Genomic DNA, 25,749 nt, shown 5'->3' with positions numbered 1-25,749 from the left:
GAGCGACGGACTGTTAATCCGCAGGTCCCTGGTTCGAGCCCAGGTTGGAGAGCCAAGATTCTTAAAAACCCACTCATCATGAGTGGGTTTTTATTTGTATGATGCCTTCACATGTTCGAATCGAGTCACTTATTTTTTATTGTTTTAGGTTGCTTAAGCACCTGCATTTTTCTTGTTGTTTGTTTACGCCCTTATTTATTTCCAAAACAAAAATTCTTTGCTCGTCCTGTCATTACCAACTTTGAAACTCAGATGTTTATTCGTTTAAAACAAAGTTTTCCAAGTCATCATGTTTTAGCACAAGTGGCTTTTAGTGCTTTGATTACCAGCAATGACTATAAAATTCGTAGTCAGTTCAACCGTAAAGTAACCGACTTTGTTGTGCTTAACGACAAGATGGAAGTCATCGCAATTATTGAGCTAGATGACCCTACCCATCTTGAAAAAGCAGAAGAAGACCGTATTCGTGATCAAATGCTCACAGAAGCAGGTTATATAGTAAGACGCTATACAAACATCCCAAGTGTACGTCAGCTACAAAAGGATATTCATTAAAAGCACTGTTATTATTTCTTTTCAGAACTTGCTGCTTCTTTTTCAGCTATTCTTTTTTCCATCTCTAAACGTTGCTGTTCATATTGTTTTTTAGTCTTAGCATCACTTTTTGCAGCCAAGAAAAGTATTCCAATAATTAAAAAAGGAATAAGCAAACCTAATCCCATTAATAACCAAGGAACAGATTTTTTTTCAACAGGTTGCTGGCTCATGACTACTTCAAACTCAAACGATATCAATTTCAGAATGCGTAACAATATAACAAAAAGGGTCCTCTTTAGGACCCTTTTAATTTGAATATTTTAAATACAAAAATTATTGAGCTATTCCTGTACATTCAACATTCTTACTAGCATCGATTACCGATGGATCAAGCACGATATTTGTTTTAGCTGGCATCTTAGATTGAACAAATTGATAAATTTCAGCATTTCTACATACAATCGCTTGAGTGTGAGCAGCCCCTAGAACAGGCACAAATGTCACATCAGTTCCCATTTTTTTAAGCCCCTCTTGTAAGGCAAGAGTAACAGGATATGGTACAGCCATATCAGCAGTACCTTGAACAATCATGACCGGTGAATTAATTTTTTTGGTTGCAGGTTGGTTATCCGCCAAGAATTTTTTCACAGTTGGGTTCTCTTGGAAGTTACCAGCTAAACCAGGATAATCTAAAACTGTTTTGCCAGTATTAGTCGCAAGAAAATCTCGAATGTCATCTGCAAATTTATTATGCAAATCAGTTAAACATACGCCATTTTCACCAGTAGTCCCTTCTGCGAACTCAGCTACACTCTGAGAACGTTGTTGGAAAATTTCACGATAATTAAATTTAGGCTCATAAGCAGTAATACCTACTGTGGTATATGCAGCATACGCGAGTAGCTCAGCATACACTTCTACAGCCGTACCAACAGGTGCTGTACCAGCCTGCTCTTTATCAAGAATGTCTTTAATTGCTTGCGGAGCAACTTTAGAAATAATATAACCAAGGCTGGAAGCTGGTGCCGTTGCAACCGCTCCTTTATAATTAGTATCGTTATTAGCAAATTCAGCTGTTCCTAATGAAGCATGGCCTCCTTGAGACTGCCCAATTGACATCCATGAACTATTTAACTGACTACCGTAATGATCCTTTGCAGCTTTAACTGCTGCAATTGCAGATTTAGCCTCACTTCCTAAATTAAGGTATGGATGCATGCCTCGCGTACCCAAACCTTCATAATCTGGAGCAATCACAACATAGCCAGCTGCCAATAATGTATCTGCTAGAATTTTAAAGCGTGGATTAATCGTATTATTGCTTGGGGCACAACTATCTCCTACACCTACAGTGCCGTGCTCCCATACCACTACGCGATAACCATCTTTAGGCTGAGTCGCTTTAGGGAACATTACCAAAGCAGTTGCTTCAGCTGTTTTTCCTTGTACATTGACCATGTTATAAGTCATGACTTTTATAGATGAAGCACCGCTTAAGCTATCTTTAGAATAGGCTTTTTCAGACACATAAGTTTTATCGGGGTTTACGCCAACATAGTCATCATCATTGTCATTACATGCTGCAAGAAATAATGTTGAAACCGATAATGTTATAGCTAAAGCAATTTTTGACCGTTTCATAGAATATCCTTTTTTATGTATTATTTATTCCGCATATTTTTTTATGCACGAATATTAAGACATAAAAAAAGTGCTCTGCATAGAACACTTTTCAACCTTGCGGTCATTTTTACTATATGAAATTTAAAAATATTCCTAGAAAAATGATTAATCCAACCCAGCGATTGTGACGGAATGCCCAAAAACATGCTTGGGGGTTGCGGTCTTTGGTTTTAATTGTTTGATATACAAAATCAAATGCAACAACAATTAAAGCAATGATCGCCCATGGGAATAAGATATTTTCTAAATACAGTGCAGCCCCAATCAAAACAAGGCTGGTTGCCTGTAAGAGTGCAATAATTTGGATGTCATATCGACCAAAAAGAATAGCAGTAGATTTGACGCCAATCTTTAAATCATATTCACGGTCTGTAATTGCATATTGAGTGTCATAAGCCACTGTCCAAGCCAAATTACCAAAATAAAGTAGCCAACATGTTATATCTAAAGGCTTACCCATTGCTGTAAATGACATTGGAATACCCCAAGAAAATGCCATACCTAAAACTACTTGCGGCAAATGGGTATAACGTTTCATGAAAGGATATACAAACGCTAAAACTAAACCTCCTAATGCACAGTAGAACGTCGCGATAGGTAAAAAGAACAACGTACAAGCACTGGCAAATACTAATGCTAAAAATACATACACCGCTTCTCTTGGACGAATTACCCCTGTTGCCAAAGGGCGTGTTTTTGTACGCTCTACATGACCATCCACTTTACGATCAGCAAAATCATTAATTGCACAGCCAGCGGCACGCATAAAAATTGTACCTAATACCATCGCCAAAAGAATATGTAGAGGTGGCATTCCCTCTGCTGCAATCCAAAGTGCCCACATGGTTGGCCAAAACACCAGTTCTGTTCCAACAGGCTTATCAAATCGACAGAGATAATAATAAGCCTCTAAACGCTGACGCCATGTTATACCTGTTGCAGTCGTCATAGTAATTCCTTGTCGTGCTGCTGATTTAAAAAAGCTTCAAAAGCCGGTAAGAATGTTTCTTGAACAATAAATTTACATCCATGCCAAGTATAGCAACTTTGTCGTGTCCAGCCCTCAGGCAAACGAATGACACGGCGGTCACAAAGTGGTGTTGTTCTTTGAAATAGAAAAAAGCCAATTGGCTTAGAACCAATGTGCTGAAATATACGGGCTTTTTTTTGTAAACTTTGAATTGGAAAAATACTTTTTGCTTTCACCCATGGCTCTGCTTCACAGCCATATAAATAGGTTTCCCTTACCCACGAAGTGTGAGCATGAGACATCTTCATCCACTGACTATCTGCAAAAGTTAAACGCTGAAAATGTTCTTGAAAGGGCTTTACACTAAACTGGCCACCACCAAGTTCAGTCAATTGTTGAGTCAGAGAACCGGACGCATACAACCATGTTTTCAACTCAGGATTTAAAGTCTTTTCCTGTTTAAGTACCGGTTGTCGTTTACGCATAATCTGCTCACATGAAAACTCGCACCTAGTTTACCCCAATTTTTTGATAAAAAACGTAGAGAATTCAATCAACATTCCAAGCAATAAAAAAGCCTGCATAAGCAGGCTTTTTTATGAAAATATGTATTACAAGCTGTAGTACATATCGAATTCAACTGGGTGAGTAGTCGTGTTAAGACGACGTACATCTTCAGTTTTAAGTTCGATGTATGCATCAAGCATTTCTTTAGTGAACACGCCACCTTTTAACAAGAATTCGTGATCTGCTTGAAGTGCTTCAAGAGCCATATCTAAGCTATGAGCAACTGTTGGGATTTTTGCTTCTTCTTCTGGAGGAAGATCGTACAAGTTCTTATCAGCAGCTTCGCCCGGATGGATCTTGTTTTGGATACCGTCGATACCAGCCATTAACAATGCAGCGAAACCTAAGTACGGGTTCATCATTGGGTCTGGGAAACGAGCTTCGATACGCTTACCTTTAGGGCTAGAAACGTATGGAATACGGATAGACGCAGAACGGTTACGTGCTGAGTAAGCAAGCATGATTGGCGCTTCGAAGTGAGGAACCAAACGCTTGTATGAGTTTGTAGATGGGTTTGTGATTGCGTTCAATGCACGAGCATGCTTGATAACACCACCGATGAAGTACAATGCCATTTCTGAAAGGCCTGCATATTCATCACCAGCAAACAAGTTCTTGCCATCTTTAGAGATAGACATATGAACGTGCATACCAGAACCGTTATCACCTACCATTGGTTTAGGCATAAACGTTGCAGTTTTTGCATATTGGTGAGCAACGTTCCAAACAGCATATTTGAACTGTTGAACTTCGTCAGCTTTACGTACAAGTGTATTGAAGCTCACACCAATTTCTAACTGGCAAGAAGCAACTTCGTGGTGATGTACTTCTACACGGCCTGGGCCCATGATGTCTTCGATTTTTGCACACATTTCTGCACGCATATCTTGTGAAGAATCAACTGGAGGAACTGGGAAGTAACCGCCTTTAACACGTGGACGGTGACCAGAGTTACCAGACTCGTAATCTTTACCAGTAGACCAAGCAGCTTCTTCAGCGATTAATGTATGACGAGCGCCAGACATATCGATGTCCCACTTCACTTCGTCAAATACAAAGAATTCTGGTTCTGGACCAAAGAATGCAGTATCACCGATACCTGTAGATTTTAAGTATTCTTCTGCACGGCGAGCAATCGAACGTGGGTCACGCTCATAACCTTGACCAGTTGAAGGTTCAATAACGTCACAAGTCACAACTACAGTTGGTTCAGCAAAGAACGGGTCGATGAAACCAGTTTCTGCATCTGGACGTAAAATCATGTCAGATGCTTCAATGCCTTTCCAACCAGCGATTGAAGAACCATCAAACATTTTACCGTCTTCAAAAGTATCTTCATCAATAGAATCAGCTGGGTAAGTTACGTGCTGTTCTTTACCCTTAGTATCAGTAAAGCGAAAATCGACCCATTTTGCGCCACTTTCTTGTATGAGTTGAAGGACCTTGTTCGCCATGCTCATTTTGCTCCAATGAAATTTTGTTGCACTTGTTAAGTGCGTGTTAATTGCTGGTATTTATATAGCAATTCTCATACCAACTTTATAAGACTTACCTAAAACATTGAATTGCTTATAACTATCTATGATTTAGGTCCCTTGTCTTGAACCCATTATACTGTTTGCATAGTTAAATGCACCATATTCAGACATTTTCAAATTATGGCATACAAGAATAGTTCGCAATCGCCCTAATTTAGTGCAAAATTGTTGCGCCAATATGAATCATCGCATCAATATCTAACAGTCATTCATGATCATAATACTTTCTAATATATAAAGCTGACTTTCTTATTACAATGAATGAAAATAATAAAAGATGACTTATAAAATTTTAACCTTTAGCTGCCCCTTCTATATCTATCCATGCCTTTGCCAAAAGTTCTAATGCAAATATCTCTTCAAAAAATAGTTCTTAAAAATTTAAAAACGTCAGCGATCGAATCATCCCTTACCTCAATAAATAATGGAGTTTTATAAAATTAGTTTTCTTTCGCTTATCAAGTTCTCTACCGTGAAACAGGTTTTGATCAGCTTTGGTGCAGTAAGAAACTAAAGGGATTTTTTACCATTTGTTATATACCTTTTTTATACATGACCAACTTGCTTTTCAATTTAAAAAAATCTAAAAAATAAAACATAACTTTTTTTTATAACTAAACAAACTAAAAGTTTGGCTTATTAAACTACAAATATGTTCAAAGGATTTGAAATGAAGCATGAACTCGAACAATGTGACACAGCTTTTTTCGGCCATCCAAAACCCTTAAAAACTTTATTTTTTACAGAGCTATGGGAACGCTTTTCTTACTATGGAATTCGCCCCTTACTCGTTCTTTATATGGTCGCGATGGTCAATGATGGGGGTTTAGGTCTTGATCGTCCTACTGCCGCCGCAATTGTTGGATTATTTGCAGGCTCTATGTATTTAATGACCGTTTTAGGTGGTTGGATTGCCGACAACTGGTTAGGTCAAGCACGATCCGTCTGGTATGGCTCCCTCATTATTGCTTTAGGTCATTTATCAATTGCGCTTACCCCCATCTTTGATCAATTCTTTTTTTATTTCGGCTTAGTCCTTATTGTTCTTGGCTCAGGTTTATTTAAAACCTGTATTTCAGTGATTGTCGGAACATTATATAAAGCTCAGGATAGTAGACGAGATGCCGGCTTCTCCATTTTTTATATGGGGATTAATATGGGGTCGTTTATTGCCCCGCTTATTACAGGCATATTGGCTCGCGATCATGGCTGGCATCTAGGTTTTGGGATTGGCGGCCTTGGAATGTTGATTGCATTACTCATCTTCCGTGCATTAGCCATTCCTCAACTACAATCATTCAATCAATTGCGTCAGCAAACTGACAATTGGAATAAACCTGTCGTAGAAAATAGAAATGCGCCAAAAATTGCTTTCTCATTTTTACTATCTGTTGCAGTCGTTATTGCTCTTACTTTCTTTGGCGTTATTCATATCAATCCAGTCGCGGTAGCAACTTATTTAACAGTCGGAATCGGCGTTGGAATTATCGCTTATTTTATCTATTTATTATTTTTCCTTGGTTTAGAAAAACATGAAAAATTTAAAATTATTATCTGCTTTGTCTTATTAGCAACATCAGCTCTTTTTTGGTCTGCCTTTGAGCAAAAACCAACATCTTTTAACCTATTTGCGCAAGATTACACAGACCGTATTGTTTTCGGATTTGAGATTCCAGCAGTATGGTTTCAATCAATTAACGCACTCTTTATTATTATTTTTGCCCCAATTGCAGCATGGCTTTGGGCTAAACTTGGTAAGTCAAATAAAGACCCAAGTTATATCAGCAAATTTATTATTGCACTTTTACTGGCAGCAGGTGGTTTCTTGTTGATGTCATTTGCAAGCCGTTTTGCTATTGCAGGTGGATTAGTTTCACCATTTTGGTTAGTCGGAACTTTATTTCTACTTACTATCGGAGAACTTTGTTTAAGCCCGATTGGCCTATCTACCATGACTAAACTTGCACCTGATGTTATACGTAGTCAAATTATGGGTCTATGGTTCACAGGTTCAGCTTTAGGTAATCTTATCGCTGGTTTAATTGGCGGGCACGTATCGGCGGATGGCATTAATCATTTACCTACCCTATTTATGCGATGTGTTTTAGCGTTAGTGATTGGCGCAATCGTGTTATTTTTATTAAAGAAACCTATCAATAGATTAATGAACAAAAGTACCAGTAAAGTTCAACCTGAGTTGGAAACTATATGAGCGTTTTAACTGTTCCAGAAAAACTTGAGAAACTTCGTGAACTCATGCGCAATCAGCATGTAGATGCTTTGATTGTGATGAGTGCCGATCCGCATATGTCAGAATATTTACCAGACTACTGGAAAGCAAGGCAGTGGTTAAGTGGTTTTAGTGGTTCGGTTGGTACGCTCGTCATAACCCAAAACTTTGCTGGCCTTTGGGCAGATGGTCGCTATTGGGTACAAGCAGAGCAACAGCTTGTTGGAACTGGCTTTGATCTTCAAAAATTAACAAGTGATGAATCTTCAACGCATCTCGCTTGGATTGAAAATAATCTACAACCAGAATCAGTTATTGTAGTAAATGGGCATACCTTATCAATTCAGCAATTTAAGGCACTCGAACAAACTGCACGAGTTAATAATTATAAACTCGAAACCCAGCAAGATTTAGTTGGAGAGATTTGGGTAAACCGCCCAGAACTTCCATCAAAGAAAATTCATCTCATGCCTGAAGAGTTAAATGCCCTATCTCGTAAAGAGAAAATTCAGGCTATTCGTGAAACTTTACATAGTAAGAATATTGCGGGCCATTTTATTTCATCTTTAGATGATATTGCATGGATCTTAAATGCACGTGGGCAAGATGTAGAATATAACCCTGTGTTCCTTTCACATTTATATATCAGTGCAAAACAAACTGTTCTTTTTATTGATGCTGAAAAAGTTGATGTAAGCATTCAGCAAGCTTTGGCAGCCGATGGTATTGAAATTCGTAACTACCAAGATACAGCTCAGTTTTTAGCAAATATTTCTGATGTTTCAGTACTTTTAGATCCAGCCAAAGTCTCGATTTTTCATGAACAAGCCATCGCAAAAGATATTCGGGTTGTATATGACATCAACCCGAGTACACTTTTAAAATCGCGTAAACATGAAAGCGAAATTGCTCATATCCGTCATGCAATGGTTAAAGATGGAGTCGCGCTTTGCCACTTTTTCCACTGGTTAGAGAAAGCACTTCATCATGGTGAAAGCATTTCAGAACTCACTATTGATGAAAAGATTACAGCTTTCCGTGCGCAGCAAGATGGATTTATAGGGCCGAGTTTTTCAACGATTGCTGGCTTTAATGCTAATGGTGCTCTACCTCATTATCGTGCAACTGAAGAGCACTATTCATTTATCGAAGGCGATGGTCTATTACTCATTGACTCAGGTGGTCAATATGTAGATGGAACAACGGATATTACTCGTGTTGTTCCTGTAGGCACGCCAACAGGGCAACAAAAACGTGACTACACCTTAGTTTTAAAATGTCACATTGCTTTGGCAAAAACGATTTATCCAGAAGGTTTAGCTGCTCCTCTACTCGATTCAATTTGTCGTAATACTTTATGGCAACATGGTTTAGATTATCGACATGGAACAGGCCACGGCGTAGGCTTTGCACTTAACGTTCATGAAGGTCCGCAAGTTCTTTCTTATTACGCGCCTATACATGCTTATAGTAAGTTACGTGAAGGAATGATTATTTCTAACGAGCCGGGCTTATACCATGAGGGACAATATGGTATTCGCATTGAAAATCTGGTTGCAAACAAACTTCACTCTGGATTTGAAAAAACTTACGGTGAATTTTTAGAGTTTGAAACGCTGACCCTTTGCCCGATTCATTTAGATTGTATCGTTGTTGATATGCTTAATAATGAAGAAAAAGACTGGTTAAATCGTTACCATCAAACTGTTCAGGAAAGACTAGCTGAACACTTGTCTGGCGATGTTTTAGACTGGCTGATTTATAACACTAGAGCGATTTAATCTTCTTTTTTTAACTCAGGCAGAATAATTTTCTATTTCTAATAAAAAGCTTATTTTGCCTGAGCCGTACTTATCTATCATCTCAAAAAGGCTCACTTCTCAAAATCGTTTTTTTCGCAAATTTCTAACGAATGAAATAGTTAAACTGGTTACTTCTTTTTTTGCTATATTAGCCGATTAGAAAGTGGCTTCTTATTTCAAATCTAAAAGCCTTTTCTGGAAACGGGTATCAATATGGGTAACTATTTTAGTCACTTATTAAATATATATTAACTATCATGAGGTTAAGTTCATCATGCTTCTAATGATCGACAATTACGACTCTTTTACCTACAACATCGTCCAGTATTTTGGCGAGTTGGATCAGGAAGTAAAAGTTGTTCGCAATGATCAAGTCACATTAGAGGATATTGAACGATGGCAACCAAAATATCTCGTGATTGGTCCTGGCCCTTGCTCTCCAAGTGAAGCTGGTATTTCAATTCCTGCAATTAACCATTTTGCCGGAAAAATTCCTTTGCTTGGCGTGTGTTTAGGCCATCAAAGTATTGGGCAAGCTTTTGGCGGAAAAATTGTAAGAGCCAAAACAGTAATGCACGGACGTTTATCTGATATGTACCACAGCAATAAGGGTATTTTCAGTAATCTTCCTAGCCCATTCTCGGCAACTCGTTATCACTCTTTGGTGATCGATCAGGAAACACTACCTGACTGCCTTGAAGTAACCTGCTGGACCAATGAAGCAGATGGCTCAATGGAAGAAATTATGGGTGTTAAACATAAGACACTTCCTGTTGAAGGCGTGCAGTTCCATCCTGAATCAATCTTGAGTCAACATGGCCATCAAATCTTTAAAAACTTTTTAGATATCTATGCATAAGGCAGCCGTAAATAGATTATTTTAAAAGTAATTTGATAAGAAACTGAATAAAAAAGCCAACTACGATCAGTTGGCTTTTTTCATGCTTGAATCAATTACAACTTTAACTGCTGCACAATTGATCCATCTTGTTTTGCCACCAAAGATTCGCAGAGTTGAATACGCTCTTTGGTCTGTTTCAATCCTCTTTCCACCCCGACCAATTCTTTAGTTCGTGGTGCAAAAAAGTCATTTAACTGTGCCGCTTGTTGTTGGGTACATGCTGCCCCACTGAACATTGCAGGAAAACGCCCAGCCGAAGATTTACCTAAACGATCAAACACGGCGTCATGATTTACCTTAAACCAAGACCATAAGCCACCTTGTTCATCTCCATAATTATTGATGGAGTTAACCACGGTACGAACTTCACCGACTTTAACACGCGGGTTTAAAATCAACTGTCGTGCTTGTTGGCGTGTTGCTTCTTGATTTGCTGAACCTAGTGCCGTAAGAATCGCAAGACGTTGTGTCGGTTGAGTCACGTGTTGTAGCTCTCCAGATAAACGATCAAAAGCAGGTTGGCCTTTTTCTTGTACACGTACAGCTAAAATAGTTGGTAATAATTCAGGGGTTACTTGCGCAAAGTTAAGCTGCTTTTGAGCAAATAGAGCATCTGACTGTTTTAACAGTTGTGTACGGACTTCTGGAACTTGAATATCTAAAGCAAGAAACTTCACTAACTCGCTACGCCATAAACTGTCTTCGGCTGATTCACCTGTTTTGCTGACATAACCCAACTGATTTAATTTAGGTAAATATAAATTGGCCAAGACTTTTCTAAAATGTTCACGTTCAGCGTCAGTTTTCAATACATGACGATGAATGGTACTTAACTGAGAAAACAGCGCTGTACTAATTTGTCGGCTATTTGAATTGGCAAATTTCTTCGCAGCATCTACGACAGCCAATAAATTAATATCGCCATGGTTAAATGCCGCTGAAATCGCATAGGCGTAGGCCAACTGTTCACTGTTAGAAAGCTTCTCTGTAGCAGCAGTCAGACGAATAAATTCTTTTTGAGGCAAACTAAATTGGTAATACCCTGCCGCATCTGCATTTGGAATATACCAACTGCCAAGGCTAGCACCTTTGAGTTCAATCTTAGCTTCTGCTTGGTCTACCAGCTCACACTGGACCTTACTGGCTGCATTTGGAACTTCATAACGTACACATAACGGTACGCCCCAGAGGCTTCTTGCATCACCTTTTGAGCCCACAGGTAAATAACGAGTTTGCTTCACATTTAAAAAGACTTTATTGCCTTCTTGCTGTAGTGAAGTATTGATTAAAGGTACACCCGGTTGATCAAGGAAACTTTTCATCGCTTTAGCAAAGCGCTCACTTTGTCCAGACTGCTCTGCTAAAGCGCTAATTAAATCATTGGCTGTTGCATTACCATATTGGTGCTTATTAATATAATTGCGTACGCCTTGTTTGAATTTTTCTTCGCCTAAATAGCTTTCAAACATATTTAAAACAGCCGCACCTTTTTGGTAAGTGATGCCATCAAAAGCCGTTTGAATATCGGCATTGCTTAAAATAGGCTGACGTATACGACGTACACTTACCAAGCTATCACTTTTCATCGCATCAGCAGTATCTGCAATACGTTCTAGATCAGCATTAAATTCAGGATGTAGTTTTTGAGTAATTTTACTTTGCATCCATGTGGCAAAAGATTCATTAAGCCACAGATCATCCCACCATGGCATCGTGACCACATCACCGAACCATTGATGCGCCAGCTCATGTGCATTGACGTTAAATGAATTCTGTACAAAAGAGACTGGCGAGTCCTTATCTAGCAACATTAGATAGTCTCTAAAAGTAATCAGCCCCGGGTTTTCCATTGCACCAGCTGCAAAGTCTGGTGCTGCAAGTAAATCTAACTTGTCAAATGGATAACCAAAGGCAAAATAATCTTCTAAAGTTTTTAAAATGGCTGGCGTTTCAGATAAGGCATGCTGCATTTTTTCAGCTTTAGCATCGGGCGCAATACCACGTAACTGAATCGGCTGCTTACGCCATGAAGTTGTCCCAATATCTGGCCCTTTTTGTAATTGCCACGGTCCGACAGCCAATGCAAGTAAATAAGTTGGCAATGGTTTAGTTTGTGCAAAACTGAGTGTTTTCCAACCCGACTTTTCTGCTTGCTCTGACGTTTGTTGGGTATTGGCAAAACCTGAATATTTGCTTGGAATCGTCAAACGAATATTAAACGGCGTTTTAAAACGTGGCTCATCAAATGATGGGAATGACTGGCGTGCACTAATTGCTTCCATTTGTGTCATGACATAAGGCTTGCCTTCAAACTCGATTTTATAAATACCGTCAAGTTGCTGGTCATACGCTGCATTAAAATCTAGAACGAGTTGATACTGACCTGCTGGCAAAGTCTTGGCAAATTTAATTTTACTTACCCCATCAACTTCAGAGGCTTGCTCATATTTTGCTTTGGTTTGGACGCCCTCTGCCGATGTGATATTCACATCTTTCACCGTCAAAGATTTACCATGAATCCAGATGTGATCTGTGGCTTGAGCCAGCTTTAAATGAATAGTAGTTGTACCGGTATAGCCTTTTTGTGCGGGATCAATCTTAAAATCTAAATCATAAGATTCGGGTACGACCCACTCGGGTAATTTACCAATCGGGATTTGTTCACTGTTATTCGATGCAAAAATCTGTGTTGCCGATAAAGATAATAATGTTGTAAGTAGTAATCTTTTTTTAAATGAAGGCTTGACCAACATAAGGGATCTATCCTCTGTAGTTTTAAATAAAAAGATGCAGCAAATGCTGTACCACTTCGCTGCATCCATACATCATTCTTAGAATTTATAGTTAAACTCCAACCAACCTTGACGGCCGAATGGCGAATATAATCCTACCGGATAATACGGCCAACCGCCTGTGTCATCTCGTTTCACTTTGTCAAACAAGTTATTAATAATGATTGAAGCAGAAGCTTTTGGAGAGATTTGATAAGTACCACTCCAGTTCACTAAATACGTTGGGCTTAAATAGGCAGTCTGGTCGCCGTTTGGAATTTTGCCATAACGATTAACTAATACTGTTGATGCCCAATCACCAAAGCTCCAGCTGAGACTGGTATTAAAACGGTCACGCCAATCCTGAATAGTTAAATCTTTTAAGTAGTCATCTTTCTCGTGATCTTTTGATTGTTGATATTCATGTTCTAGTACACGACTATAATTTACCGTCCAGAGAAAGTTACCAAAACTGTCTGTTTTCCAACGCCATCTGCTAGTGAAATCAATCCCACGAGTATGGTCTGATGCAGCATTAATCGGCACAATATTAATATTCTTAATCACATTTGGATCGACAACTGCATTTGCAGGGTTACGCTCTACACGTGCCAAAGCATCAATACAGGCCGCAGAGTTAATATCTTGGTTGCCTAAACGACAATCTGCTTCTAAACGTAGAATTTTGTCATCACTCAAATTTCTCACAAGATTATCAATTTTGATATCCCAGTAATCGACGCTAATGTCAAACTTATTGGTTGGCGACCAAACAAAACCTGCACCATAAGATTTACCCTCTTCAGGTTTAAGCTCTTTGTTTCCGGTTAAAGTGTAATTCGCCCCAGGCGCGTAATCTTTAAAGCTACATTTATCTAAAGGTTGTCCCGTTTGGCTACAACGTAAATAATCGGTGGTCTTTTCGAAATAACCTTTTTGTTTATTTAAAAACAGATAGTTCATATCTGGTGCACGAAAGCTGGTCGCGTAGTTACCGCGCACCAATAAAGTTGGATGTGGTCTAAACTCGAGACCTGAACCGAAAGTTAGCTTATCAATACTGTTATCTGACAAAGCATAACGATCATAACGTCCAGACAGCGTTAAATTTAACGGTTTTGCTAAAGGTAAGAATAATTCTGCGCCAAGAGCTTGGCGGGTACGTGTACCGCCATATTCGCCACTAGAGCTTAAATTATAATATTCACCATTTTCGATCGCCTCATCTGGCTTAATCGAGAAGCCTTGACGCCCAATTTCAGCCACAGCCGCAAGTTTGGCCATTCCTGCAGGTAACTTAAATACGTCACCATTCGCACTTAGGGTCAAACTTTGTGCCCACGACTTATCTTTTTCTTTTGTGGTTCCCGAAATGCTTTCAAATTCACTTGCTGTCAGTGGTCGACTTAAACGATCTAAGCGAGGCGAATAAATAGGAATACCATCTGCATCTGTACCAAGTTGCTTACCTAAGAAGTACTCATCAACATTCGAGCGTAATAAGCCTTGGCGGCGTAGCTGACTGGTATAGATGGAACCATTATAGGCTGCTTCATAACTCCAGCTCGTCTCTCCAATATCGCCTCGAATTCCAAAATTTAAGTTAGAAGAAAGTTCTTTCCATTTTTTATTTATTCGTTCTACCCCGCCTAATTCTTCAGGTGCAAAACGGCGATTCCAAATTTCATAATTTCCCGAATCTTGATTTAGGAAATAACCACTCGTTGCAGCTAAAGAAGTCCATGTCGGACTACGCGTATTATTTTCAATTTGGTTTGCCCCAATCAAAAAATCTGCAAATAATTGAGTTTTATCATTTAACTCATAATCTAAACCGAGATAACCATTTTGACTGCGATTTTGAGTTTGAACAGTCCAATAAGTCGGTCGTGCCAAACCACTCGCACAATTGTCCGCACCTGCTTGTCCAATATTATTGACTGATCCGTTAAATAAACCATTAAAGGCCTGACACCCGCCAATTGAAAGATATTTACCAGTATCAGCATTTTTACGACCCACAATCGTGTCTGGTTTTTCTCCTAAACGAGTTCGGCTCTTCATAAAATCTCGATCGGCTGCCCATATCGGCTCACGACCACTGAGTTCAACCCCATAAACAAGGCTGAGCTTGTCTAAAGTCTTACTGCCACTTAGTTGTAAACGTAAGTTTTCACCACCGTCTTTTGTTCCACCTGCCTTGATATTAAATTGTGTGCCGTCTGTTTTCTTTTTCAGAATGATATTCACCACGCCTGCAATTGCATCTGAACCATAAATTGCAGAGGCACCACCGTTTAATATTTCAATACGATCAATAATGGCAGTTGGAATATTGGCTAAATTTACGAAATTGACAGAGCCATCATAAGGTACAGGATAGTCTGCAACCCGATGTCCATTAATCAAAGTTAAAGTATGATTAGGTCCTAAGCCTCTTAAGCTAATAGCGTTAGCCGCAGGTGTAAAAGTATTTCCATAATCGGCACCTTGTACAAAACCCGTGTTCTGCGTCAAATTATTGAGTGCATCAAATGCATTACTAAAACCTTGTTTTTCAATATCGGCTGCGGTAATTACGGTGACACTGGTCGGGCCATCTTTTTGTGCTTTTGAAATCCGAGATCCTGTCACAGCAACACGGACTACTTTATCTGGTTTAGTTTGGTTTTGTGGTTGCTCTACAGTTTCTTGTGCATAACTTTCTAATGGATGAAACAGTGAAACAAATACAAAAATAAATGAGCGCTTATTTTTTAAAGCCCCTAGATATTTCAAGTTATTTAAATACATATTTATTAGTAGACAAAATAAAGATTGCCCTAATATATCCACTTTAATTTGATTGATTTATACACATTTTTCCTAGGTATATTGGCGTTTAAGATATACCAAATGGTTAATTATTTATCATAAAAACTCACAATAAACTAAAACCTTTTTCCATAAATAAATTCTGTTTATTAATCAAAGTAAAGTAAGAAACGAGCAAATTTTTTAAAACTATGATCGAACAACAAAAATCTTTGATTATTTTCTGCTAACATAGCTCTCCGTAGCTAGTGAATCATGGAACGCAACAAGCCGAACCTTCCACTCTTGATCAACTTCACCTAAAAATTTTAATCATTAATGCTGTAAATCATGACTATGAATATCCAACAGGCGCTCAACCACATTACCAAAAACATTCATTTGACTCAGCCTCAAATGGAAGACATCATGCGCAGCATCATGCAAGGTGAGGCAACTGAAGCACAAATTGGTGCTTTAATGATGGGCTTACGCATGAAGGGTGAAAGTATTGATGAAATGACTGCAGCTGCACGTGTCATGCGTGAATTTGCGATTAAAATTGATGTCAGTGATATCAAACATTTAGTTGATATTGTGGGTACTGGCGGCGATGGGCAAAACTTATTTAATGTCTCTACTGCTTCAAGCTTTGTGATTGCGGCAGCAGGTGCAACCATTGCCAAACATGGTAACCGTGGTGTTTCAAGTAAATCAGGCTCATCAGACCTACTTGAACAAGCAGGTATTCATCTTGATTTAGATATGCAACAAACCGAACGCTGTATCCGTGAAATGGGTATAGGTTTCTTGTTTGCACCAAACCATCATAAAGCAATGAAATACGCTGCTGGGCCACGTCGTGAGCTTGGTGTCCGCAGTATTTTCAATTTACTGGGGCCGCTTACGAATCCAGCGGGCGTAAAACGCTTTGTCATTGGTGTATTTTCAGATGAACTTTGCCGCCCAATTGCTGAAGTTATGAAGCAACTCGGTGCTGAACACGTGATGGTTGTTCATTCAAAAGATGGTCTTGATGAAATCAGTCTTGCTGCTCCTACTGCTGTTGCCGAACTGAAAGATGGTGAAGTTACTGAATGGACGCTTAATCCTGAAGATGTCGGAATTGAGTCACAAACCTTAAGTGGTTTGGTAGTCGCTGATGCAACGGCAAGTCTAAAATTGATTAAAGATGCTTTAAGCAAAAATAAATCCGATATTGGTGAAAAAGCTGCAAACATGATTGCGCTTAATGCGGGTGCTGGTATTTATGTGGCTGGTATTACCAAGACTTATGCTCAGGCTGTTACATTCGCGCAAGATATTATTTATGGCGGACAAGCCTTAGAAAAAATGAGTGTTTTGGCTGAATTTACCAAAACATTAAAACAATGTCAGGCAGATTAAGGACTTCTCATGATTAATATTCAAAATACCATTTTAGGTAAAATTGTTGACCGTAAACATGAGGAACTTGCTGCGCGTTTAAAACAACGTAATTTGCAAGATGTTGAAGAATTAGCAAAAGCTGCGACTCCAGTGCGTGGCTTTGCAAATGCTTTAAAACATAAACGCCCAGGTGTAATTGCTGAAATTAAAAAAGCCTCTCCATCAAAAGGGATTATTCGCGCAGATTTTAATCCTGCTGAAATTGCTCAGCAATATGAACAAGCTGGAGCAGCATGTTTATCGGTATTGACCGATGTGGATTTCTTTCAGGGTGCAGATGAGAATATTGTGATTGCCCGCAGTCATTGTGCCCTGCCTGCTTTACGTAAAGACTTTCTGATCGATCCATATAATGTAGTTGAAGCACGTGCTTTGCATGCTGACTGTATTTTATTAATTGTTGCTTGCTTATCTGACCAGCAACTCGAAGAAATGTCTAAAACTGCATTTGAACATCAACTCGATGTACTAGTTGAAGTTCATGACGAAGAAGAAATGGAACGCGCTTTAAAGCTTTCTGAGCAATGTTTATTAGGCGTGAATAACCGTAATTTAAAAACGTTTGATGTGGATTTAAATACATCCATTCGATTGAAAAAATTACTTCCGGCCTCACGTTTATTAATTACTGAAAGCGGTATAGCGACACCAGATGATGTGCGCATGATGCAAGAGCATGATATTCATAGCTTCTTGGTCGGCGAAAGTTTTATGAAACAACCACGTCCAGATCAAGCTTTTACTGCCCTTTTTGGACAACCTCAAACGGTTTAATGAAGATATATGAGTAATAAAGATTCATCGCTTTCTAAAGAGCAACAAAAGTTATTGAAGCAATTTAAAAAGCAAATCTCCAATCCTCATTCAAGCAAAATCGCAAGTCAGCCTGAGACCAAACAACCTCCGGCTGAGTCTGAAGAATTGGAAAATGCAAATCTGTTTCAAAGCGCTGTAGCAGGTGTTAAACCCATCAATAATAGTAATATTGCTGATGTAAGAGTTCCTCGCGCCAGAAAAGTTGATGCTCAAACATTAGCTAAACGTGCAGCTGCCGAAGGTGGCCGTGACACTGAGCATGCCGAACTATCTGATACACAAGCTGCTTTAAATCCTGTCGCAAGTCAAGCAACGTTAAGCTATCGCATTGCGACTCTTCAACATAAGGTTTTTGAAGATTTAAAAGCAGGCAAGATGCGTTGGTTTGAAGCTGTAGATTTACACGGCTGTACCATTGAACAAGCACGTGACGCAGTTTTACAAATTATTCAGATGGCAAAAGATGAAAATCAAAATGTCATCAAAATTGTGCATGGCAAAGGCCCTGAAGCGGTCTTAAAAACCTATGTCAACGGATGGTTACGTCAACACCGCGATGTTTTGGCATTTGTAAGTGCGCCTGAAAATCAAGGTGGTACAGGTGCCGTTCTCGTGCTGCTTAAACGCGCAGAAAAAAATCCAAAGTTCGAACAAAAAAAATGATCCTTTGGGATCATTTTTTTACATCAAACACCTGCAATAATTGAGCAACTACTGCAATGGCAATCATTGCAGGTTGTTTCGATGAAATTCCTTCTACCCCGATCGGGCAAACCAAACGTTGTAGTGTTTCCAGAGTATAACCGCGTACTTGCATACGCTTTTCAAAAATAGCCCTTTTACTTTTTGAGCCAATCATCCCAACATAAGCAAATGGTTTTGCCTCAGGTTTCAAGGCTGTAAAACACAGTTGCAAATCTAATTGATGATCATGAGTTAAAATTAAAACTGCACCTGAACGGTCAAAATGCTCAATTTCGGCTTCAAGCGTATCAGTCGTTAAACATTGCACCTGTTCCAGTAAGTCTGTTGGGAAAATATCATCACGCGGATCAATCCATTTCACCCGAACACCAATAGGCAATAAACAGCGAACAATTGCTTCCCCCACATGCCCTGCTCCACAAATCAGCACTTGCATGGTATAAGGTTGAATCTGCTGGCCAAATTGCCATTGCTCACTACTGTCAGAATCAAACTCGAAACTTGGTTGTTGTTCCCTATCCATAGTCTGCCAAGTGGATGCATATTGATGTGAGACGTTACGCCATATATGCCTTCCAGCTCGCCATGCTTGCAAACTCACGGATAAATCCGATGTGACCGTAGCGGGTGATATTTTTTCAAACAATAACCACATTACTCCGCCACAACACTGCCCTAACCGAGCACTGAGGTTAAAGCGTTCAATACGCCTCACACAAGTTTCCGTTTCTTTTAAAATTGCTTTAGCAATATCAATAGCCTGAAACTCTAAATGCCCACCGCCGATCGTATCTGACTGCTGCCATTGCTGTTGCAAATTAAACCGCAACAACATGGTTGCACCAACCTCTCGCGGTGTAGAACCATCAGCGCGGACTACTGTGACCAATACCATAGGTAGAGCATCGACTTGCCACTCCACAAAATCAGTCCACCATTGTAAATGTTGCATAATCTTCTACATTTTAGCTTGTGGGCGGTCAGCCAAAGCTTGTCCCCGTCCAATAGCAATTGCACGTAAAATTTCCTCGGCAGTTGCTGGAGCATTGAGTACGAGCGGTGCATTTTCTGGAATAGCCGCCTGTACCGCCTGACGAATTGCAGAGAAAACAGATAATGCCAACATAAATGGGGGTTCACCTACTGCTTTGGAGCGGTAAATGGTGTCTGCCTGATTTTGATTATTGAACAGTTTGACATTAAAAATATGAGGAATATCTATACTGGTCGGGATTTTATAAGTTGAAGGCGCATGGGTAAACAAACGGCCTACGTGTGGTCCATGCGGCTGCCAATACAGCTCTTCTGTCGTGAGCCATCCCATCCCTTGAACAAAACCACCTTCAATTTGTCCAATATCAATTGCAGGGTTAATTGAGCGCCCAACGTCATGCAAAATGTCAGCACGTAATACTTTCGTTTCCCCAGTTAAGGTATCTATTGCGACCTCACTAACCGCTGCACCATAGGCATAATAGAAAAATGGACGCCCTAAATGGTTGACCTGATCATAGTGAATTTCTGGAGTTTTATAAAAACCACTGTCCCATAGTTGTACACGTGCCATATATGCTCGTTGAACCAAGTCAGGAAATGTCCATGAATGACCATTCGCTGTTGAAACCATACTATCTTCAAACTGGACTTGTTCAGCTTCACTTTGACTTATTTCGGCTGCAAGTTTAGCCAGACGCTCACGAATTTTAATACAGGCATTTTGAACAGCTTTACCGTTTAGATCTGCGCCACTTGATGCTGCAGTTGCCGAAGTATTTGGTACACGAGAAGTATCGGTTGCAATTAAACGAACGCTATCGATTGGTAAACCCAACTCATGTGCAGCGACCTGCCGTACTTTGGTATATAGCCCTTGTCCCATTTCTGTACCACCGTGCGTAATCGCGACAGTGCCATCCATGTAGACATAGACCAGTGCACCTGCCTGATTGTAATGCACGGCGTTAAACGAAATACCAAACATTAATGGGGTTAACGCAATACCACGTTTAAGGATGTCATTGTTCTGATTAAAGGCCTGAATGTCTTGTTTGCGTTTCGCATAATCGCTAGTCTGCAATAATTCAGCTACCAATTTTGGCGCAACATTATCACGGACTTCTGCCCCATAGTGCATACGGTCACGTCCAGCACCGGGCTGTTCGGCAAAGAAATTACGTTGACGAATTTCAACCGGGTCACAACCTAAATAACGAGCAATGTCATCAATAATATTTTCGATGACAAACATGCCCTGCGGTCCACCGAAACCACGATATGCCGTGTTAGAAACAGTATTGGTTTTACAACGTAAGTTACGTAGCTCAACTGCATTTAGATAATAGGCATTGCCAATATGGCAAATCGCACGTTCATTCACTGGCCCAGAAAGATCAGCGGAAAAGCCGCAGTTTGAAGCCAGTTGCACCTTTAAGCCTTGCAGAACACCACTCTCATCAAAGGCTACAGACCACTCATAAGCAAAACCGTGACGTTTGCCTGTAGCACTCATGTCATCATCACGATCCAAGCGTAATTTACACGGACGGCCTGTTTTTTGTGCTGCCAAAGATGCAATGCATGCCCACTGCGCCGACTGCGACTCTTTTCCACCAAAACCACCACCCATACGGCGGCTTTCCACACTCACCTGATGCATATTCATGCCTAGTGCATGACAAATCAGCAGCTGCATTTCGGTTGGATGTTGTGTTGAGCAATAGACTTTTAAGCTCTGATTTTCTTGTGGAATCGCATAGGAAATCTGACCTTCTAAATAAAAATGCTCTTGCCCACCCAGCTCAATAGCACCTGAAAGTTGATGTGCTGCATTTTGAAATGACTGTTCAACTTCACCATGACTAAATTCAACAGGCGGTAACACCCACGATTCTTTTTCAATCGCATCTTGAATCGTTAAAATTGGGGTTTCAGGCACATACTCAATTTTTGCCAAGCGAACTGCCTGACGGGCTTGCTGATAACTCTCAGCAACAACCACAAACAAGGCTTGGCCATAAAACTCAACCTGCTCTTCGGCAAAAATTGGGTCATCTTTTACAATTGGTCCCCAATTATTTTCAACATCAATATCCTTTGCCGAAAAAACTGCATGGACACCATCAGCCAGACGTACTGCATCCAAATCAAATTTACTAATTTTACCTTTGGCACAATTTGAAAATCCGACCGCCAGATGCAGGGTATTCTCAAGCTCTGGTAAATCATCGATATAGGTCGCCTGCCCAGTCACATGTAAATGGGCGCTCTCGTGTGGAATCGAGTCGCCTGCTTTAGCGGATTTTTTAGAAACTCTTAAGTCAATGGTTTGGTTCATGTTAGATCTCCACCATAGCAATCAAGTCATTCACACGAGTAATCGTTTTAGACAGGACTTTTTCTACATAAAACCGCTGTAAACAGTTTTTCGCGACGTGTAACCGATATGCCGAGCTAGCACGTCCATCATCTAAAGGTTGATAGTCTTGCGATAATGCCTCTTGAGCCTGAACGATCAATTCTGCTGTAAGTTGCTGACCTTCCAATATGGCTTCTGCATATTTTGCACGTTTGGGAATAGCAGCCATGCCACCAAAAGCAATTCTGACATTGTGAGCGACATGATAAGTATCTAACTCACATGAAATGGCCGCACATACCGCAGAAATATCTTGCTCAAAACGTTTGGCAATTTTATAGCTAGCAAATTTAAAACTCATCTGCCCTTCACGAAGTGGAATAACAATCGCCTCTACAAACTCACCAAGCTGTAATGCTGTTTTTTGATAATCGAGGTAAAAGTCTTCCAAGGCAAGTTCACGGATCTGTTCACCTACACGCAAAATCAATTGTGTACCTAGGGTAATTAATGCCGGCATTGAGTCGCCAATAGGCGAACCATTGGCAATATTTCCACCTAGCGTTCCTGCATTTTTGATCGGCATGGAAGCAAAACGGCGCTGTAATTCTTGAAAGTCGGAATAAAACTCTGAAATTTTGATGAGTGCATCACTCAAACTGACATTTGCCCCAATCGTTAAAGCATAGTCTGTGACTACAATCTTTTTCAGCTCTTCCACCTGACCGATATAAAGCATATCGCCTAAATCACGCCCCTGCTTTGTTACCCACAAACCGACATCTGTACTACCTGCAACAATCCGTGCTCGCGGCAACTGCAAACGTAAAGCGGCAAAATCCTGCAAAGTCTTTGGTGCAAAGAATTGTTGACCATGATCATTTAAATGTAATGCAGGTAATGTTCTGATCTCTTTTAATACATCAATTATTTTTTGACGTTTTAATAAAACACGCGGATAGTCATATGCTTTTTGTGCTGCATCTAAAATAGGACGATAGCCTGTACAGCGACACAAGTTTCCAGAAAGATAATCGCTGATTTGATCTTTGCTTGGAGAATATTGCTCATTTTCATACATTGACCATAAGGACATGATAAAACCGGGCGTACAAAAACCACATTGTGAACCATGCATATCCACCATTGCCTGTTGTACTGGGTGAAGTGTTCCATCTTGTGTAGGCAATAAATTATGCAGATCTTCTACTGTAAATAGGGCTTTACCATCTAAAGTCGGTAAAAACTGAATACACGCATTCACACTGCGCAATTGCAGATTGTCATTGACCAACTCACCAATTACTACGGTACATGCACCACAATCGCCCTCAGCACAGCCCTCTTTTGTACCAGTCTGCCGAGTCTTACCCAATTGAGTATATTCTCGTAAAAATTGTAAGACTGTCATTGTGGGTAATACATTTTCTACTTGTTGCTGACTACCACGAAAAAAAAAGGTGATTGGACGTTCTGACATGTTTTATCCTTATGCTCTATAGTACGGCATATTTGCAAATATGATGCCATCAGGCGATCATTTATAACTTACCCATATTAGTTGCACATTTCATGCTCAAATAATTGACTATTAACGATAAAAAACATGAAATTTATTCACCATTTATCTAATGCGCGCCGAACAGGATAAATATAGTGCGACGAGTTATGAACATCAGGGCATGTTTCTGATACAATGCCGAGCTTGTCTAATAGAGTAAATTTATACGCCTTATGTCAATGCAGCAATCGTACGCAAACATTCTGACTGCCGTCGGTGAAGACCTTAATCGTCCCGGCCTTAAAGATACGCCTGTGCGTGCGGCTAAAGCTTTTTCATATTTAACTTCCGGCTATAGTAAAACTTTAGAAGAAGTCACCAATAATGCGGTTTTCCCATCAGATAACCATGAAATGGTATTGGTGAAGAATATTGAATTCTATTCGCTTTGCGAACATCATCTCCTCCCATTCTATGGCCGTGTTCATGTTGCCTATTTACCAGAAGGCAAAGTTCTTGGCTTATCTAAATTTGCGCGTATTACCGAGATGTTTGCTCGTCGTTTGCAAATTCAAGAAAATTTAACTCAGCAAATCGCTGAAGCTGTCGCTGAAGTGACTGGCGCACGTGGTGTGGCTGTCGTTATCGATTCAGCACATATGTGTATGATGATGCGTGGTGTAGGTAAACAGGAATCTACAACTCGTACAGTTTCTTTTGTCGGAGATTTTAAAACTGACAAAGAAGCACGCCGTGAATTTTTAAGTGCAGTACCAGAAAGCTACTAATCTGGTAACTACTGCAAAAAGCCCGACTCAGTTGGGCTTTTTTTATATTTAGATAAAGCACTTACTCTATAAAACATAACAATCAAATTATGTGATTTTTGTTATAAAAGTACACATCTTTAATTTTAAATAATTTATGAGTTAATCATGCGATTTAACAAAATTTCTTGCTTACTTTTATCCCCTCTTTTTATTTTTAATACCTCAATTTATGCAGGGAATACACCAAAAGAGCAAGAAATTAAGAAACTGGTTGATCAAAACTTTAAACCGTTATTAGAAAAATATGATGTGCCTGGGATGGCTGTTGGCATCATCCAAAATAATAAAAAGTATGAAACGTATTATGGTCTACAATCCGTTCAAGATAAAAAAGCCGTAAATAGCAGTACCATTTTTGAGCTCGGTTCAGTTAGTAAATTATTTACTGCTACAGCTGGTGGATATGCCAAAACAAAAGGAACAATTTCTTTTAAAGACACACCCGGAAAATATTGGAAAGAATTAAAAAACACACCAATTGACCAAGTTAACTTACTTCAACTTGCAACTTATACGAGTGGCAACCTTGCTTTGCAATTTCCAGATGAAGTCCAAACAAATCAGCAAGTTTTAACTTTTTTCAAAGACTGGAAACCAAAAAACTCAATCGGTGAATATCGACAATATTCAAACCCAAGCATTGGTTTATTTGGAAAAGTTGTTGCTTTGTCTATGAGTAAACCTTTCGACCAAGTCTTGGAAAAAACCATTTTTCCAGATCTTGGCTTAAAACATAGCTATGTAAATGTGCCTAAAACTCAAATGCAAAACTATGCATTTGGCTATAACCAAGAAAATCAGCCGATTCGAGTTAACCCTGGCCCGCTAGATGCACCTGCGTACGGCGTTAAATCGACACTACCAGACATGCTGAGTTTCGTTAATGCCAATCTAAATCCACAGAAATATCCGGCAGATATTCAACGCGCAATTAATGAAACACATCAAGGTTTCTACCAAGTAGGCACGATGTATCAAGCATTAGGTTGGGAAGAGTTCTCTTATCCAGCACCGTTACAGACTTTATTAGACAGTAATTCAGAACAAATCGTGATGAAGCCTAATAAAGTGACTGCTATTTCAAAAGAACCTTCAGTTAAGATGTTCCACAAAACTGGTTCAACCAATGGTTTTGGAACCTATGTTGTGTTTATTCCAAAAGAAAATATTGGTTTAGTCATGTTAACCAATAAACGTATTCCCAATGAAGAACGCATTAAAGCAGCGTATGCAGTATTGAATGCAATAAAGAAATAATCTTTTGCTAAAACAAAAAAGGGAGAAATGATTTCATTCATTTT

At 39.6% G+C, this 25,749-nt stretch carries 18 protein-coding genes and 1 pseudogene; 9 read left to right on the top strand and 10 right to left on the bottom strand.

Annotation, left to right across the window (positions count from 1 at the left end; translation table 11 throughout):
• Nucleotides 1-111 precede the first annotated feature (111 nt).
• Entirely contained in the window at nt 112-555 is a 444-nt protein-coding gene (locus QLG01_RS17440) for a DUF2726 domain-containing protein (RefSeq protein ID WP_013197195.1), read from the top strand.
• A gap of 11 nt (nt 556-566) precedes the next feature.
• On the opposite strand, the gene QLG01_RS17435 is transcribed toward QLG01_RS17440, so the two are convergent.
• The 5 genes from QLG01_RS17435 to glnA form a co-directional block, all read right to left on the bottom strand.
• The gene (locus QLG01_RS17435; RefSeq protein ID WP_151766924.1) at nt 567-767 is read right to left on the bottom strand and encodes a hypothetical protein; all 201 of its coding nucleotides are present in this window, start codon (nt 765-767) and stop codon (nt 567-569) included.
• Nucleotides 768-870: 103 nt separating this feature from the next.
• On the bottom strand, nt 871-2,178 hold the full coding sequence (locus QLG01_RS17430) for a lipase family protein (RefSeq protein WP_282497026.1): 1,308 nt from the start codon (nt 2,176-2,178) through the stop codon (nt 871-873).
• Between the two features lie 112 nt (nt 2,179-2,290).
• Entirely contained in the window at nt 2,291-3,169 is an 879-nt protein-coding gene (ubiA, locus tag QLG01_RS17425; protein WP_282497025.1) for a 4-hydroxybenzoate octaprenyltransferase, read from the bottom strand.
• Entirely contained in the window at nt 3,166-3,675 is a 510-nt protein-coding gene (locus QLG01_RS17420; protein ID WP_004790961.1) for a chorismate lyase, read from the bottom strand. The genes ubiA and QLG01_RS17420 overlap by 4 nt, the downstream gene beginning before the upstream one ends.
• A gap of 126 nt (nt 3,676-3,801) precedes the next feature.
• Entirely contained in the window at nt 3,802-5,217 is a 1,416-nt protein-coding gene (gene glnA / locus QLG01_RS17415; protein ID WP_171056845.1) for a type I glutamate--ammonia ligase, read from the bottom strand.
• A 730-nt stretch (nt 5,218-5,947) separates the two neighbouring features.
• Here glnA and QLG01_RS17410 point away from each other — a divergent pair.
• The 3 genes from QLG01_RS17410 (at nt 5,948) to QLG01_RS17400 (ending at nt 10,186) form a co-directional block, all read left to right on the top strand.
• Nucleotides 5,948-7,507, top strand: coding sequence for a peptide MFS transporter (locus tag QLG01_RS17410; RefSeq protein ID WP_282497024.1), 1,560 nt, complete (start codon nt 5,948-5,950; stop codon nt 7,505-7,507).
• The gene (locus QLG01_RS17405) at nt 7,504-9,306 is read left to right on the top strand and encodes an aminopeptidase P family protein (RefSeq protein WP_282497023.1); all 1,803 of its coding nucleotides are present in this window, start codon (nt 7,504-7,506) and stop codon (nt 9,304-9,306) included. Before QLG01_RS17410 ends, QLG01_RS17405 begins: the two co-directional genes overlap by 4 nt.
• Before the next feature lie 295 nt (nt 9,307-9,601).
• Entirely contained in the window at nt 9,602-10,186 is a 585-nt protein-coding gene (locus QLG01_RS17400) for an aminodeoxychorismate/anthranilate synthase component II (protein WP_224970566.1), read from the top strand.
• A gap of 95 nt (nt 10,187-10,281) precedes the next feature.
• Here the strand turns inward: QLG01_RS17400 and QLG01_RS17395 are convergent.
• Nucleotides 10,282-13,046, bottom strand: a pseudogene (locus QLG01_RS17395) (M1 family metallopeptidase).
• Nucleotides 13,047-13,059: 13 nt separating this feature from the next.
• Nucleotides 13,060-15,792 carry a TonB-dependent receptor gene (locus QLG01_RS17390; RefSeq protein ID WP_282497022.1) on the bottom strand — a complete coding sequence of 911 codons (2,733 nt, stop codon included), beginning with the start codon at nt 15,790-15,792 and terminating at the stop codon, nt 13,060-13,062.
• A 357-nt stretch (nt 15,793-16,149) separates the two neighbouring features.
• Between QLG01_RS17390 and trpD the strand changes: the two genes are divergently transcribed.
• From trpD to QLG01_RS17375, 3 genes are read left to right on the top strand one after another with little or no spacing between them, the layout of a single operon-like run.
• Nucleotides 16,150-17,199, top strand: a complete 1,050-nt coding sequence (gene trpD, locus QLG01_RS17385) for an anthranilate phosphoribosyltransferase (RefSeq protein ID WP_252061328.1) — start codon at nt 16,150-16,152, stop codon at nt 17,197-17,199.
• A gap of 9 nt (nt 17,200-17,208) precedes the next feature.
• The gene (gene trpC, locus QLG01_RS17380; RefSeq protein WP_252059050.1) at nt 17,209-18,015 is read left to right on the top strand and encodes an indole-3-glycerol phosphate synthase TrpC; all 807 of its coding nucleotides are present in this window, start codon (nt 17,209-17,211) and stop codon (nt 18,013-18,015) included.
• 9 nt (nt 18,016-18,024) lie between these two features.
• Nucleotides 18,025-18,720: a Smr/MutS family protein gene (locus tag QLG01_RS17375; protein WP_252059048.1), complete on the top strand. Its 696-nt coding sequence runs from the start codon at nt 18,025-18,027 to the stop codon at nt 18,718-18,720.
• A gap of 10 nt (nt 18,721-18,730) precedes the next feature.
• Here the strand turns inward: QLG01_RS17375 and xdhC are convergent, their stop codons facing one another.
• From xdhC to xdhA, 3 genes are read right to left on the bottom strand one after another with little or no spacing between them, the layout of a single operon-like run.
• Nucleotides 18,731-19,714 (bottom strand): xanthine dehydrogenase accessory protein XdhC, encoded by a 984-nt coding sequence (gene xdhC / locus QLG01_RS17370; protein ID WP_282497021.1) that lies wholly within the window; start codon nt 19,712-19,714, stop codon nt 18,731-18,733.
• A gap of 6 nt (nt 19,715-19,720) precedes the next feature.
• Complete coding sequence (xdhB, locus tag QLG01_RS17365) at nt 19,721-22,096, bottom strand: xanthine dehydrogenase molybdopterin binding subunit (protein ID WP_282497020.1); 2,376 nt, start codon at nt 22,094-22,096, stop codon at nt 19,721-19,723.
• A gap of 1 nt (nt 22,097) precedes the next feature.
• Complete coding sequence (xdhA, locus tag QLG01_RS17360; RefSeq protein WP_282497019.1) at nt 22,098-23,597, bottom strand: xanthine dehydrogenase small subunit; 1,500 nt, start codon at nt 23,595-23,597, stop codon at nt 22,098-22,100.
• 260 nt (nt 23,598-23,857) lie between these two features.
• Here xdhA and folE point away from each other — a divergent pair, with 260 nt between their 5' ends.
• Together folE and blaADC are read left to right on the top strand one after the other, a co-directional pair.
• Nucleotides 23,858-24,406 (top strand): GTP cyclohydrolase I FolE, encoded by a 549-nt coding sequence (gene folE / locus QLG01_RS17355; RefSeq protein ID WP_001187844.1) that lies wholly within the window; start codon nt 23,858-23,860, stop codon nt 24,404-24,406.
• A gap of 147 nt (nt 24,407-24,553) precedes the next feature.
• Nucleotides 24,554-25,705: an ADC family extended-spectrum class C beta-lactamase gene (gene blaADC, locus QLG01_RS17350; protein WP_192835398.1), complete on the top strand. Its 1,152-nt coding sequence runs from the start codon at nt 24,554-24,556 to the stop codon at nt 25,703-25,705.
• Nucleotides 25,706-25,749 lie beyond the last annotated feature (44 nt).

Origin of the sequence: Acinetobacter sp. V89_4, from assembly GCF_029967875.1 — a bacterium.
GTDB lineage: Bacteria > Pseudomonadota > Gammaproteobacteria > Pseudomonadales > Moraxellaceae > Acinetobacter > Acinetobacter oleivorans.
The sequence above is the reverse complement of the archived record's forward strand: the minus strand, read 5'-3'. Positions and strand labels throughout refer to the sequence as shown.